General features: G+C 69.2%; 14 protein-coding genes. 7 read left to right on the forward strand and 7 right to left on the reverse strand.

Annotation, left to right across the window (positions count from 1 at the left end; translation table 11 throughout):
- Window positions 1-235: 235 nt before the first annotated feature.
- From F8178_RS20190 to F8178_RS20200, 3 genes are all read right to left on the reverse strand, one after another.
- Window positions 236-1,582 (reverse strand): DUF6297 family protein, encoded by a 1,347-nt coding sequence (locus F8178_RS20190; protein WP_317496440.1) that lies wholly within the window; start codon window positions 1,580-1,582, stop codon window positions 236-238.
- A 65-nt stretch (window positions 1,583-1,647) separates the two neighbouring features.
- A complete protein-coding gene (locus F8178_RS20195) occupies window positions 1,648-2,277 on the reverse strand; it encodes an ABC transporter ATP-binding protein (RefSeq protein ID WP_317496441.1) in 630 nt (209 codons plus the stop codon).
- Window positions 2,278-2,701: 424 nt separating this feature from the next.
- Window positions 2,702-3,034 carry a transposase family protein gene (locus F8178_RS20200; RefSeq protein ID WP_396345877.1) on the reverse strand — a complete coding sequence of 111 codons (333 nt, stop codon included), beginning with the start codon at window positions 3,032-3,034 and terminating at the stop codon, window positions 2,702-2,704.
- Window positions 3,035-3,252: 218 nt separating this feature from the next.
- Here F8178_RS20200 and F8178_RS20205 point away from each other — a divergent pair, with 218 nt between their 5' ends.
- From F8178_RS20205 to F8178_RS20230, 6 genes are read left to right on the forward strand one after another with little or no spacing between them, the layout of a single operon-like run.
- Window positions 3,253-4,698, forward strand: a complete 1,446-nt coding sequence (locus F8178_RS20205) for an aldehyde dehydrogenase family protein (protein WP_317496442.1) — start codon at window positions 3,253-3,255, stop codon at window positions 4,696-4,698.
- An 11-nt stretch (window positions 4,699-4,709) separates the two neighbouring features.
- Window positions 4,710-6,017 (forward strand): aspartate aminotransferase family protein, encoded by a 1,308-nt coding sequence (locus tag F8178_RS20210; protein WP_317496443.1) that lies wholly within the window; start codon window positions 4,710-4,712, stop codon window positions 6,015-6,017.
- On the forward strand, window positions 6,014-7,381 hold the full coding sequence (locus F8178_RS20215; protein ID WP_317496444.1) for an aspartate aminotransferase family protein: 1,368 nt from the start codon (window positions 6,014-6,016) through the stop codon (window positions 7,379-7,381). Before F8178_RS20210 ends, F8178_RS20215 begins: the two co-directional genes overlap by 4 nt.
- Window positions 7,378-8,223 (forward strand): SDR family oxidoreductase, encoded by an 846-nt coding sequence (locus F8178_RS20220; RefSeq protein WP_317496445.1) that lies wholly within the window; start codon window positions 7,378-7,380, stop codon window positions 8,221-8,223. The genes F8178_RS20215 and F8178_RS20220 overlap by 4 nt, the downstream gene beginning before the upstream one ends.
- Entirely contained in the window at window positions 8,210-9,034 is an 825-nt protein-coding gene (locus tag F8178_RS20225) for an SDR family NAD(P)-dependent oxidoreductase (protein ID WP_317496446.1), read from the forward strand. The genes F8178_RS20220 and F8178_RS20225 overlap by 14 nt, the downstream gene beginning before the upstream one ends.
- A gap of 1 nt (window position 9,035) precedes the next feature.
- Window positions 9,036-10,232: an MFS transporter gene (locus F8178_RS20230; RefSeq protein ID WP_317496447.1), complete on the forward strand. Its 1,197-nt coding sequence runs from the start codon at window positions 9,036-9,038 to the stop codon at window positions 10,230-10,232.
- Window positions 10,233-10,247: 15 nt separating this feature from the next.
- On the opposite strand, the gene F8178_RS20235 is transcribed toward F8178_RS20230, so the two are convergent.
- From F8178_RS20235 to F8178_RS20250, 4 genes are all read right to left on the reverse strand, one after another.
- The gene (locus tag F8178_RS20235) at window positions 10,248-10,511 is read right to left on the reverse strand and encodes a hypothetical protein (RefSeq protein WP_317496448.1); all 264 of its coding nucleotides are present in this window, start codon (window positions 10,509-10,511) and stop codon (window positions 10,248-10,250) included.
- Window positions 10,508-10,729 (reverse strand): hypothetical protein, encoded by a 222-nt coding sequence (locus F8178_RS20240; protein WP_317496449.1) that lies wholly within the window; start codon window positions 10,727-10,729, stop codon window positions 10,508-10,510. The genes F8178_RS20235 and F8178_RS20240 overlap by 4 nt, the downstream gene beginning before the upstream one ends.
- Before the next feature lie 65 nt (window positions 10,730-10,794).
- Entirely contained in the window at window positions 10,795-10,989 is a 195-nt protein-coding gene (locus tag F8178_RS20245) for a DUF397 domain-containing protein (protein WP_317496450.1), read from the reverse strand.
- Between the two features lie 26 nt (window positions 10,990-11,015).
- Window positions 11,016-11,897, reverse strand: a complete 882-nt coding sequence (locus F8178_RS20250; RefSeq protein WP_317496451.1) for a helix-turn-helix transcriptional regulator — start codon at window positions 11,895-11,897, stop codon at window positions 11,016-11,018.
- Between the two features lie 103 nt (window positions 11,898-12,000).
- Between F8178_RS20250 and F8178_RS20255 the strand changes: the two genes are divergently transcribed.
- Window positions 12,001-12,408 carry a hypothetical protein gene (locus tag F8178_RS20255; protein WP_317496452.1) on the forward strand — a complete coding sequence of 136 codons (408 nt, stop codon included), beginning with the start codon at window positions 12,001-12,003 and terminating at the stop codon, window positions 12,406-12,408.
- Window positions 12,409-12,603 lie beyond the last annotated feature (195 nt).

The raw sequence follows: 12,603 nt of genomic DNA on the forward strand, positions 1-12,603 counted from the left end.
ATCCAGCGATGCACCAAGCCCGGTGACACCACCCCCCGGATCATGCACTCGACTGGGGGCATCAGTCATGCCGGGCCTGGAGACCAGGAGCCCCTCGATCAAGGAGCCGCGAAAACGGTAACGGGGGCGAGGTCGATCAGTTCGTGATGGCGGTCTTCAGGACAGGCAGGATGCGGGTTCTGTCGTGAGTGCAGTGCGCAGGACTGCTTTGGTGCGCGCTTGGTGATATGGCATCTTATGGCAGGGCCAGTTGGAGCCCGCCGAGGACGAGCAGTAAGGCGGGGCCCCGGAAGAGCTGTATGACTAGTCCGATCGGGGTCGGGCCGATGAGCCCGAAGTCGGTGGCTCCTCCACCGAATTCCCGTGGTGGCCGGGTAGCGATGCGATACACGACGGCTATCGCACCCAGCGCGGAGACGGTGCCGTGGAGGACCGAGATCTCGGGCACCAGGGGGACGGTCACGGCGCACCACAGGATCGCACCAGCGGCGGGCACGATCAGGTGAGCAAGGCGCAGGGTACGCTCCGGAATCCCGAGCATGCGCCGGATGCCCGGTGATCGGCATACGAATCGCAAGCCGCCTGCGAGGCGGTCGGTTGCCAGGAATGCGGCCACGAGCTGCACCACGGGCACCAGATCTGACACGCCGGAAATGCTGACCAGTATCGGTACCGGGATCAGTGCACCCCAAATGAGCAGGGAATTCCGCGCTCGGAAGGTCCGTACTAGGTCGGCCCACACCAGGACCGCAACACGTGACCCCCGGAGCCTGACCGAGCGGACGGCGCCTTGGAGCAACGCTCTCCGCTTGAGGAGCAGAGAGCCGAGCAGGTTGAGCTCGAACCAGCTGATCGAGGTCGCGACGGCGGATGCCAGTGCCGATCCCGTACTCAACGAGGCCCTGCGTATGCGGCGTAGCATCCGGTAGCCGAGCGCAAGTCCCGCCGCTGCGGCTATGAGGGCCGTAACCAGGGCGAGGTCGCCACCGAACGTGGCCAGTGGCGCGGTTACCCCCGACGCCACTGCCTGGCTGAGTAGCCCGACCAAGAGGGTCAGGGCAGCAAGAGCCATCAACGAGCTCAACCAGAGCTGCATCCGGTGAACGCGCAGCCGCGTTCCCTGCACGATCACCCCGCTCGCGGCCAGCGCAACACCCAATGCCGCGGACCCGGCAAATAGCACCAGAGTGGGGCCGCTAGGGGGGCCGGTTATGCCGAGCACAGCCGCTGGCCACACCACACCGGCCACAGCGCCAAGTCCCACAACGACGACGAACTTCGGCAGGAGCAACGATGTGCGATCCACCGGGGAGCTGATCACCCAGAACACTCGCTCCGCACTGGCGAAGAGCGGGCCGAACGCGAGGATTACCTTGACGAATACGATCCCGGCGATCAGCGTCAACCACCCCAGCGCCCATCCGGACAGGCCAGTCTCCGCAAGCTGATGGTCGCTGACATCCCGACCGATCGCGTTGAGCACCAGCTCGTACGAGATCGCGCCGAAGACGGCGAGATAGAGGAATCGTTCATACCAGCGCGCGAGGGTGAACCGCCAAGCACCAGCCGCATGCGAGGTCATTCGCAATGACTTCCTGACGTCCCATGCGCAGGGAGCTTGTGCGGCAATCCTGGTGTGGTTCTGAGTCATGAGCCCAGGTGAAGGCGATGATCGGCGACCGAATCCACCAGCTCGGTGTCATGCGATGCGAACAGGATCGCGACCTCCGCGTCCTTCTCGGCGCAGAGCCGGCGCCGGAGCCACAGTCGCCCTTGCGTGTCCAGGCGTTGCTCGGGTTCATCGAGGACGAGCAGCTCGCGCGGCCGTACGAAACACGCAGCCAGACCCAATCTGTGGCGCTGACCGCTGGACAGCGTGGGAGGTAGCTGGTGAACAACCTGTTCGAGCCCCAGTTCCGCGATGACATCGGTGACCCGCTTCTCCGGATCGCTCGTTCCGTATAGCCAGGCCAGCAGGCGCAGGTGCTCCACAACGGAAATGTCGGGAAAGTAGTCGACATCATCGAGCAGCGAAGCCATCGCATACCGCACCGTTGCCCGCGACTCGTCGAGCGGCAGACCATGGAGCCAGGCGCTGCCCCCGTCGAACGGTTCAGCGCCAACCACGCACTTGAGCAGCGTCGACTTACCAGACCCGTTGCGCCCGACCACCGCGAACGCTTCCCCAGTACCGACAGTGAAGCTGACGTCCGCGAAGACCGGCACTTCGCCGAAACATTTCGCGAGGTCAACCACCGACAGAGTGCGATCGGACATGGCCGCAGATATATTGTTCTGCCCGCACACGATCGTAGTATACTCGATAATGTCTTACGGGCGCAGCGCCCCTCGGCAGGTTGAGAAGGTTAGTAACACTATAGGGACCAGTCCGCCACGTTCGCGTATTGCCTGGGCAAGCATAACCAATCGCTCCCTCGCTGTCGAATTTCTCCCACGTCACCTGTAAAGAATGGCATCATGCGAGGTGTAGTCCGTTTGGTATCTAGTTCATCAGAAAAACCTGTACAGCGGTCTGTGCGAAGTCGACGATCCCATTTCTGGAATGGATTCTTTCAGTTTATCAATAAACGACACTAGGGCTTCGTTGTCTCGATTCTCGATAGTCATGTTGGCGCCCCTCGTCGTATAGGCAACCCTGTGTTGCTCGATTTCCAGGTCGGCCAGCAGCTGAACGTTCCTGTCATGGCGCTTGGGTTTGCCGGAGCAGTACGCCCCGCTGGTGAGGGATCCGCTCGATCGCGTTCAGCGTGCCATCGAGGAGGACGAACGCCTTGCCCCTGGCTGCGCGGACGGCGTCGCTCAGCTCGGGGCCGAACGCGGCGAGCACGGCGTCTGCTTCGACGACATAGCGGTACGCGGTGGCCACACCCACGCCGAATCCGGCGGCCAGGCTCGCGTCGCTATCGCCGTTGCGCAGGTGCGGCAACACCAGTAGCGCCTGGCGTTTCGGTGGCAGTGTGCGCCGCCGCGAGCCAATCGCAGCGAGATGCCGGAGGAGGAGCGGGACGGTCATCGCGAGTGATGGCGGGAACCCTGCTACACACCGGTCACCGTCGGCCGGGGCGGCGCCGCTGTCGTGGTGATCGGTGCGGCCTGAGCTCCGACACGCCCCCCGTTGCTACAGACTGCTCCGCCGACCTGATGACATGCCTTTACGTGCCCTCCCTGCCCGTTCTATGATCGATGTGTGCAACATATGTTGCAATGTACGTAACATCGTCAGGAGGCGGGATGGAGAGCCGGCAACTGCTCGTCGGTGGGCGGTGGTGCCCGGCCGTGTCCGGCGCGACCGTGACCACCCGGGATCCGGCGACCGGTGAGGTGCTCGCCGAGGTCGCTGACGGTGGCGCGGCCGACGTCGACCGGGCAGTGACCGCCGCGCGCGAGGCGCTGTACGATGCCCGGTGGGCGCGGCTCTCACCGGATGAGCGGGGGCGGCTGCTGTGGCGGCTCGCCGACGCGATCGAGCAGCACGCCGAGGAGCTCGCCGAGCTCGAAACCCGCGACCAGGGCCAACCGCTGTGGCTGGCGCGGTCGGTCAGTGTCGCGGGAGCAGCCCAGCACTTCCGCTACTTCGCAGGCTGGTGCACCAAGCTCGACGGCCGCGTCCCGGCTCACTCCCGGCCCGGCGCGCTGAACTACACCCGTCGCGTCCCGGTCGGTGTCTGCGGGCTGATCACCCCGTGGAACTTCCCGCTGATGATCGCCTCCTGGAAGCTCGCTCCCGCGCTGACCTGCGGCAACACCGTGGTACTCAAGCCTGCCGAGCAGACCCCGCTGACCACGCTGCGGCTGGCCGAGCTGGCCACCGAGGTGGGGTTCCCGCCCGGGGTGCTCAACGTGGTCACCGGTGGCCCCGAAGCCGGGCGTGCGCTGGCCGAGCACGACGCGGTCGACAAGGTGTCGTTCACCGGCTCCACCGAGGTCGGCCGCAGCATCGTGCGCGCCTCGGCCGGGAACCTGAAACGCCTGTCGCTGGAGCTCGGCGGCAAGGCACCCAGCATCATCACCGCCGACGCCGACCTGGAGCAGGCGGTGGCGGGGAACCTCCGCAGTGGCCTGCAGAACGCCGGGCAGGTCTGCGCCGCCTCCGCCCGCTTCTACGTGGCCCGGCCGCGCTACGAGGAGTTCACCGAGCGGCTCGCGGCCGCCGCGAGCGAGATGCGCCTCGGCCCCGGTCTCGTACCCGACACCCAGATGGGACCGCTGGTCAGCGAGGAACACCTGGCCTCGGTGGACGGCTACGTGCGCAGCGGCACCGAGCAGGGCGCCAGCCTGGTCACCGGTGGCACGCGCGGCACCGGAACGCTCGCGCGCGGCAGCTTCTACCTGCCCACGGTGCTTGCCGACGCCACCGACGGCATGCACATCAGCCGCGAGGAGATCTTCGGTCCGGTGCTGACGGTGTTGCCCTTCGACGACCTCGACGAGGCCGTGGCTCGGGCCAACAACTCCGAGTACGGGCTGGCGGCCTCGGTCTGGACCCGCGATGTCGGCACCGCGCACTACCTCGCCGAGCGGATCCACGCGGGCTGCGTGCGGGTGAACACGGTCGCGGGCATCGATCCCGCCGCGCCCTGGGGCGGGATGAAGTCCAGCGGCTGGGGCAGGGAGATGGGCGAGGAAGCCATCGACGAGTACAGCGAGGTCACCAGCGTCTGGATCGGCCTGGAGTGAACGGAGCGAGCATGGATGCCACCCTGAATGCCGCCCGGGCGGCGACCGGCGATCCCGCCGAGCTGCGCAGGCTCGACCTGGCGCACGTGCTGCACCCGCACGCCACGGTGGGCCGCGCGCCGGAGCCATTGATTGTGGACAGTGCACACGGCGCCGTTATCCGCGATGTGCACGGCAACGAGTACCTCGACGGCACCTGCGGGTTGTGGCAGTGCGCCGTCGGGCACGGTCGCGCCGAGCTCGCCGAGGTCGCCGCCGAACAGATGCGGCGGCTGGAGTTCTACGCTTCCTTCTGGCACCTGTCGAACCCGCCCGCGATCCGGCTGGCCGAACGGCTCGCCCGCATCGCGCCGGGAGGGCTGAACACCGTCTTCTACACCAACGGCGGCTCGGAGGGCAACGAGACGGCGGTGAAGCTCGCGCGGCTGGCCTGGCACGCCGCAGGCCAGCCGGAACGCACCGTGATCCTGTCCCGGCAGGGCGCCTACCACGGGGTGGGCTCGGCCTCGCTCGCCGCGACAGGGCTTCCCGCCTTCCACGACGGTTTCGGGCCGCTCACCCCCGATTTCGTGCACCTGAGCAAACCACACGGGGCGCGTATCGGTCCGAACGCGACCGACGTGCTGATCGACGAGCTGGAACGCACCATCACCGAGATCGGCCCGGAGCGGATCGCCGCGTTCATCGGCGAGCCACTGCTCGGCGTCGGCGGCATGGTGCCACCGCCACCCGGCTACTGGGAGCGGGTGCAGCAGGTGCTGCGCCGCCACGGCATCCTGCTGATCCTCGACGAGATCGTCACCGCGTTCGGCAGGCTCGGCCACTGGTTCGGCGCGGAGTACTACGGGATCGACCCGGACATCGCGGTGACCGCGAAGGGGATCTCCAGCGGGTACGTGCCGATGGGCGCGGTGCTGATCGGCGACAACGTCATCAGCATGCTGGACGGCACCCCGTTCCGGCACGGCTTCACCTACAACGGCCACCCGGTCGGGGCGGCGGTGTCGCTGGCGAACATCGACCTCATCGAGGCAGAAGGCCTGCTCGAGCGGGCGAGCGAGCTGGGGGAGCGGATCCTGTGCGGGCTGAGCGAGCTGTCGGGCAACGGCCCGGTGTTCGAGGTGCGCGGGGCGGGCATGGCCTTCGGCGTCGAGCTGGACGTCGAGGATGCGACCCCGGTGGCCGAGGCGGCCCGCAGGCAGGGCGTGCTGGTGCGGGCCGCGGGATCGACGATCGTGATGTCCCCGCCGCTGGTGCTCAGCGACACGCAGGCAGAGACGCTGGTCGAGGTGGTGACCAAGGCGGTGCGTTCGGTATGACGGAGCAGCACGGCGTCGGGGAGCGGCACCTGGACGCGCTGCTGGAGCGCGAGGTAGCGCGGTTCGAACGCACCCACCAGCGCAGCAGGAAGGCCCACGAGCGGGCCCGCGAGAGCATGCCGAGGGGTGTGCCGCTGCACTGGATGGCCAACTGGCCGACCCCGCACCCGGTCTACCTCGACAGCGCGGCGGGTGCCGAACTGGTCGATGTGGATGGTCATCGCTATGTCGATTTCTGCCTTGGTGATACCGGCGCGATGTTCGGCCACGCCAACCCGGTGGTGGCCGATGCGGTGGCCGAGCAGGCCAGGGCGGGATGCACCACGATGCTGCCCACCGAGGACGCCGCGCCGATCGGGGAGGAACTGGCCAGGCGGTTCGGCCTGCCGTTCTGGCAGCTGGCCACCTCGGCCACCGACGCGAACCGCTTCGCCATCCGCATCGCGAGGATCACCACCGGCAGGGACACGGTGCTGGTGTTCAACGGCAAGTATCACGGCTCGGTGGATGAGACCCAGGTGGCTCTGGACGGCGATCGGATGGTGCCGCAGCCGGGCGTGGCACCGAACGCCGTCGACTGGGACCGCACCACCGCCCTGGTGGAGTTCAACGACATCGACGCGCTGGAGCGCGCGCTATCCGCACGGGACGTGGCGTGTGTGCTGGCCGAACCGGCGATGACCAACTGCGGGGTGGTGCCCGCCGAGCCGGGCTACCACGAGGCGCTGCGGGAGATCACCCGCCGCACCGGCACCCTGCTGATCATCGACGAGACCCACACCATCTCCACCGGACCCGGCGGCTACACCCGCGCGTACGGCTTGCAGCCGGACATGTTCGTGCTCGGCAAGTCCATCGCGGGCGGCATCCCCGCCGCCGTGTACGGCATGACCGCCGAGGTGGCCGAAGTCTTCCAGCGCTATACCGCCAAGGACGGCCACCGCATCAGCCACGCCGGTTTCGGCGGCACCCTGGCCGGAAACGCGCTCACCCTGCGGGCGCTGCGCGTCACGCTGGAGCAGGTGATGACCGAGCGGGCCTACACGCACATGACCGCGCTCGCCGAGCGGTTCGAGCGGGGCGTGCTCGACGTCATCGAGCGCTACCGCCTGCCGTGGCATGTCACCCGGCTCGGCGCGCGGGTGGAGTACCTGTTCAGCTCCCGCGCCCCCCGCAACGGCGGGGAAGCCAAGCGGTTCCGGGTGCCGAAGCTGGAGGCGGCGATCCACCTGCACCTGCTCAACCGTGGGGTGCTGCTCACCCCGTTCCACAACATGGCACTCATGTGCCCAGCGACCACCGAGGCCGATGTGGACCGTCACACCGCCGCGTTCGCCGAGTGCGTGGGGGAGGTGGTCGCATGAGCAGCATCGCGTTGGTGACGGGATGCTCCACCGGGATCGGGTTGCGTACCGCCGCCACGCTGGCACGACACGGCTACCAGGTGCACGCCGGGGTGCGGTCACCGGAGCGCGCCACCGAGCTGAACGCCGAGGCTGCCGGGTCGCCGGACACGCTGCGGGTGATACCGCTGGACGTGACCGACCCCGGTTCGGTCACGGCGGCGGTCGCCGGGTGCGGCACGCCCGAGGTGGTGGTCAACAACGCCGGGATCGGGATGTTCGGGGCGGTGGAGACCATCCCGGACGAGGACCTGCGGCTGGTGTTCGACACCAACTACTTCGGCGCGCTCGCGGTGATCCGCGAGGCGCTGCCCGGCATGCGGCGACGCGGCTCCGGGGTGATCGTCAACATCGGCTCGGTGGATGCCTGTCTGCCCGGCAGGCCGATGACCTGGTCATACGCGGCGAGCAAGCACGCGCTGGGCGTCGCGAGCGAGGGCCTGGCGCTGGAGGTGGAGAACGTCGGCATCCGGGTGCGACAGCTCGACCCCGGGTTCTTCGCCACCAGCATCCGCGACAACCGCATGCGGCGCGACAGCGGGGCAGGCGACGGCCCGTACGCCCCGTTCCGGGAGGCGATGGACGCGGCGGTCGCCGCCAGCGTCGCCGGGGCCGCCGATCCGCAGCAGGTCGCGGATGCGGTGCTGGACGCGGTCACCGACGAGCGCACTTTCCCGGTGCGCAGGCTTGTGGGTGCCGACGCCGAGCAGGCCGTCGCCGAGGCACGCGAGCTGGACGAAGCCACCGCCGCGCGGCGCTGGCAGGAGGCGATCGGCCTGGGGAGGCACGATGGCGGAGGCTGAGGGAACTGAGGCAGGCTCCGGCATGGCGGGCCGGGTCGCGCTGGTCACCGGCGCCGGGTCGGGCATCGGGCGGGCGAGCGCGCTGGCCGTCGCCCGGCGTGGCGCGCTGGTGATCGCCGCCGACATCGACGCGCAGGCCGCCACCGGCACGGCGGATCTGGTGAGTGATGCGGGTGGCACGGCAGAGGCACGACACGCCGACGTGTCCGATGAGGATGACGTGCGGAGCCTGATACGCGGCGTCGCCGAGCGGCACGGCAGGCTCGACTGCGCGTTCAACAACGCGGGCGTGAGCGGTTCGGGCACGCCCGTCTCGGCGATGCGCAAGCAGGACTGGGACCGCACCATCGCCGTCAACCTCACCAGCGTCTTCCTGTGCCTTCGCTACGAGCTGGAGGTCATGTCGGCACAGGGGTACGGCGCGGTGGTGAACACCGCCTCGGTCGCCGGGATCACCGGCAACGCCGGCCTCGGCGACTACGCGGCGTCCAAGGCGGGGGTGGTGGGTTTGACCAAGGTGGCCGCGATCGAGCAGGCGCCCTACGGCATCCGCGTCAACGCCGTGGCTCCCGGCTTCACCGTCACCGGGATGACCCAGCAGTCGATGCGGGACAACCCGGAGTGGGCGCGGGCCGCGCTCGCGGCCGAACCGGTGGGCCGGGCGGCGACGCCCGAGGAAGTGGCCGAAGCCGCCGTGTGGCTGTGTTCGGACGCCGCGTCGTACGTGGTGGGCCACGTGCTCGTCGTGGACGGCGGTCTCACCGTCGGCAGGCGACCGCCGGACGCGCCGCCGGTGCCGACGAACGGCTGACATGCCCGACGGCCCGTCTCTGGTTCAGGCGCGCGCCCCGACCGCGACCCGCTGGCCCGCGGTGCTCGTGCTGGTCGGCGCCGGGGTGGTGGCCTCGCTGCACATCGGCAAGGCCCCTGGTGCGCTGCCGGTGATCCGCGAGGAGCTGGACCTGTCGCTGCCGGTGGCCGGGTTCGTGATCTCCGGGTTCAACCTGGTCGGCGCGCTGCTGGGGCTGGCGCTGGGCGCGGCCTCCGACGCGGTGGGGCATCGCCGGTCGGCGGTGGGGTCGCTGATCGCCATCGGGCTGGCCAGCACGCTGGGCGCGCAGGCGAGTTCGGCGGCGCCGCTGCTGGCCACCCGGTTCGCCGAGGGAGTGGCGTTCATGGTGGTGGTGCTGTCGGTGCCTGGGCTGCTGACCCGGGTGAGCAGGTCGCGGGATCTGGGGCTGGTGATGGGGTCGTGGGCGGCGTACATGCCGACCGGGACGGCGCTGATGCTGCTGGCGGCCGCCCCGCTGGTCGCGACCGTCGGGTGGCGGGGCACGTGGCTGTTCGCCGCCGCCGTGGCGCTGTCCTGGGCGGGGCTGGTGGCCTGGGTGACGCGCGGTACGAGCCCGGCTGCGCGGGCGCGCGGCCAGGGATGGGCGCGCGAGTCGCGGCCGACGCGGGCAGCGGTGCTGCTCGGGCTGGCCTTCGCCGCGTACGCCGGGCAGATCCTGGCGGTGCTCGGGTTCCTGCCGACGATGCTGGTGGAGGAGCAGGGGCTGGGGGTGGCCGCCGCCGCGATGCTGACCGCGGCGGCGTTCGCGGTGAACGCCCCGGGCACCGTGCTGGGCGGGCTGCTGCAACACCGCGGCCTGGAGCGCTGGCGCATGATCGTGTTCACGAGCGCGGCGATGGCGGTGGCCGCCGTGGTGATCTACGCCGAGGCGCTGCCGCTGGCGGTGCGCTACGCCGCCTGCGTGGTGATGTCGCTGGTGGGCGGGTTCATCCCCTCGGTGGTACTCGGTGCGGTTCCCGAGGTGGCGCGCTCGCCCCGCGCGGTGGGCGCGGCCAGCGGCGTGGCGATGCAGGGCGCCAACCTCGGGCAGCTGATCGCGCCGCCTGCCGTGGCGGCGCTGGCCGGCATGGTGGGGGGCTGGCACCTCACCCCGCTGGCCATCGGCCTGCTCGCGGCGGCAGCCGCCACCTGCGGACTGGCGCTTCGGGGGAGGTAGGACCTGCGCGCCGGCTCACGTGATCACGTCGATGGCGCAACGAGGTCCGGTGGCGGCACCCAGTGTGCCGTCGCAGGTCAACAGCGCGCCGTCGATTCGCTCGGCGAGAGCCACGTACGCGGCGCCGTCCACCGTGATCGTGTCGCGCAACTCCCAGATCCGATCCAGCAGCGGTGCGATGGGCATCCGCCGGAGCGGCAGCCCCGCAAGGTGGTGCCGGGCGTCGTGGGCGGCGTAGAAGACCGCGAGGACGGAGGTGTCGACCACGACCGGACTCACGAGGATTCCCGGACCTCGCGCACGGCCGCTACCGCGTCGTCAGAGGTGACCTGGCTACCCTCGGGCGGGTGATACGACGACAGGTACACGCCGAGCTGGCTGGTCCGCGCGACCTCGGCCAGCCGGTCTACGACGAAGGCACTGAGCGACCGGCGGTTCGCTCGGGCCGCCTCGACAAGCGTGTCGTAGACGTCGTCAGGCACGTCTCGCACGTTCATCCGCTTCATGGTGCCACTTTGGCACCACATGGGAAGGCTGTCGAGCCGCCAGGAACCGGCAGCGGTTAGCCGAGCTGCTTGATGCCCTCGCGGAAGGCCTGCCACGCGGGGTCGCTGAGCACCAGGATGCCGCCGGTGCGGTTCTTGGTGTCGCGGAGGGCGGCACCGGCAGGCAGCGGGGCGAGCTCCACGCATGAGCCCTCGCTACCGGTATAGCTGCTGGTGCGCCAACGGAGCTGGCTCGGATCCCGGTGCGCCATCGCCGCCGCCCTTCATACATCGCGGATCACCCGTACTGCTGGGTGATTTTAGCGATCAGCTCGGCCGACGCGTCAGGGTCCTCGGCCGCGGCGCGCAGCCGCTGGTATCCGGTGGCGTACTGCTGGATGACGTTCAGGTCCTCCGGGTAGGTGGCCCCGGCGAAGTCGTCCATGTAGAGCATGGTGCCCCGCTCCGGCAGCTTCAGCAGCATGAATCGGCTGGAGGCGACGAATGCCTCGTCATGGTTCGGCGTGGGCTTCGGGCGGAACGGCAGCACCCGCACGGTGATGTTGCCCAGCTCGCTCATCTCCAGCACGTGCTGTAGTTGCCGGGCCATCACCTCATCGCTGCCGATCACCCGGTGCAGCGTGGCCTCGTGCAGGATCACGTCGAGCTGGACGGGTGGCGGGTCGGTGCGGGTGAGGATGCGCTGGCGGCGCATGCGCAGCTCGACCTTCCGATCCAGCTCGCTGCTGCCCGCGAGCGGGGCGCCCGCCCGTAGCAGCTCGCGGGCGTAGTCCTCGGTTTGGAGCAAGCCGGTTACGAGCTCGTTCTCGTAGGCCGAGATCTCGTTGGCCTCGGACTCCATCACCAGGAAGCGGGTGAACCAGTTCGGCGCGGCGTCGCGGTAGGAGGAGCTGCGCCTGCGCCGGGCGCGCGGCTTCGGGACCGCCGCGAGCCGTAGCGCTTCAGCGGTCTGGGTGTCATCGGCGCCGTAGGCCTCCAGCAGGGTGGCCGCGTCCTCTGCCTTGATCACCTGCTTGCCGTTCTCGATGCGGCTGATCGTGGCGTTCGAGGATCCGATGATCTGACCGGCTTCGGAGGTGGTCAAGTCGGCTTCCTCGCGGAGGTCGCGCAACAGGATGCCGAGCTGGATCTGCGCGACAACCGGGTCATCAGCGGTCATGAGCACTCCCCTCGATGATGGTCGTTGCGTGTATCATACATGTAACGTACTCTACTGTGCTATAAGTAACACTCTAGCAATAGATCCGGGAGGGAGTAGGTCAATGTCCACCGAGAACGAGCAGCGTGTCGCGCGGGACGGCACAGGGGTGGTCGTGGGCGCCGCGGAGTCCGTACTGGATCGACTGGTCCCGGATCCGTCCGGCATGTCGCCGCTGTGCAGTGAGGAGCTGTTCGCGGAGGTGCTGGAGGGCATGGTGGCGGACGCCGCACCTCGCGTGTTCGCGATCGTGCAGGAGTACGGGGATCGGGTCGATGCTCGAATCGCCGGCTGGGGAATGGCGTTCGACGATCGCGCGGATGTGGTGTCCGTGGACTGTGGGCTGCGCATGAGCCTGAGCGCGCCCGAACAGGCGCTGCGAGGCTTCCGGGTCGGCAACCGGATCGGTGCGCGGTTGGTCTGGTACAACCCCGACGCCGCGACGCCGGACTGGGAGGACGAGGACGACTGACGCCCCTGCCGGATCGCGTGGACGGCGAGAGAGCGTCAGATTATCGAACGTGCTTGCGAGTGTCGATCGTGTGTTCTTTTGTGGGGGTGATGGTTGGCGGGGTGGGGGTTGCGCTTCCTGGGCCCGGCACCGCGTGGTGGCGGGCGGATCGGGGTGGGTTGGTGGAGCAGCTGCACGCGTTGGAGGTGGTGCAGC

The organism is Haloechinothrix sp. LS1_15 (genome assembly GCF_033042135.1).
Taxonomy (GTDB): Bacteria; Actinomycetota; Actinomycetes; order Mycobacteriales; family Pseudonocardiaceae; genus Haloechinothrix.

What these genes read in the sequence shown, in the direction of transcription:
- F8178_RS20190 (WP_317496440.1), bottom strand. Translation starts at nt 1,582, where the DNA reads ATGACCTCGCATGCGGCTGGTGCTTGGCGGTTCACCCTCGCGCGCTGG.
- F8178_RS20195 (WP_317496441.1), bottom strand. Translation starts at nt 2,277, where the DNA reads ATGTCCGATCGCACTCTGTCGGTGGTTGACCTCGCGAAATGTTTCGGC.
- F8178_RS20200 (WP_396345877.1), bottom strand. Translation starts at nt 3,034, where the DNA reads ATGACCGTCCCGCTCCTCCTCCGGCATCTCGCTGCGATTGGCTCGCGG.
- F8178_RS20205 (WP_317496442.1), top strand. Translation starts at nt 3,253, where the DNA reads ATGGAGAGCCGGCAACTGCTCGTCGGTGGGCGGTGGTGCCCGGCCGTG.
- F8178_RS20210 (WP_317496443.1), top strand. Translation starts at nt 4,710, where the DNA reads ATGGATGCCACCCTGAATGCCGCCCGGGCGGCGACCGGCGATCCCGCC.
- F8178_RS20215 (WP_317496444.1), top strand. Translation starts at nt 6,014, where the DNA reads ATGACGGAGCAGCACGGCGTCGGGGAGCGGCACCTGGACGCGCTGCTG.
- F8178_RS20220 (WP_317496445.1), top strand. Translation starts at nt 7,378, where the DNA reads ATGAGCAGCATCGCGTTGGTGACGGGATGCTCCACCGGGATCGGGTTG.
- F8178_RS20225 (WP_317496446.1), top strand. Translation starts at nt 8,210, where the DNA reads ATGGCGGAGGCTGAGGGAACTGAGGCAGGCTCCGGCATGGCGGGCCGG.
- F8178_RS20230 (WP_317496447.1), top strand. Translation starts at nt 9,036, where the DNA reads ATGCCCGACGGCCCGTCTCTGGTTCAGGCGCGCGCCCCGACCGCGACC.
- F8178_RS20240 (WP_317496449.1), bottom strand. Translation starts at nt 10,729, where the DNA reads ATGAACGTGCGAGACGTGCCTGACGACGTCTACGACACGCTTGTCGAG.
- F8178_RS20245 (WP_317496450.1), bottom strand. Translation starts at nt 10,989, where the DNA reads ATGGCGCACCGGGATCCGAGCCAGCTCCGTTGGCGCACCAGCAGCTAT.
- F8178_RS20250 (WP_317496451.1), bottom strand. Translation starts at nt 11,897, where the DNA reads ATGACCGCTGATGACCCGGTTGTCGCGCAGATCCAGCTCGGCATCCTG.
- F8178_RS20255 (WP_317496452.1), top strand. Translation starts at nt 12,001, where the DNA reads ATGTCCACCGAGAACGAGCAGCGTGTCGCGCGGGACGGCACAGGGGTG.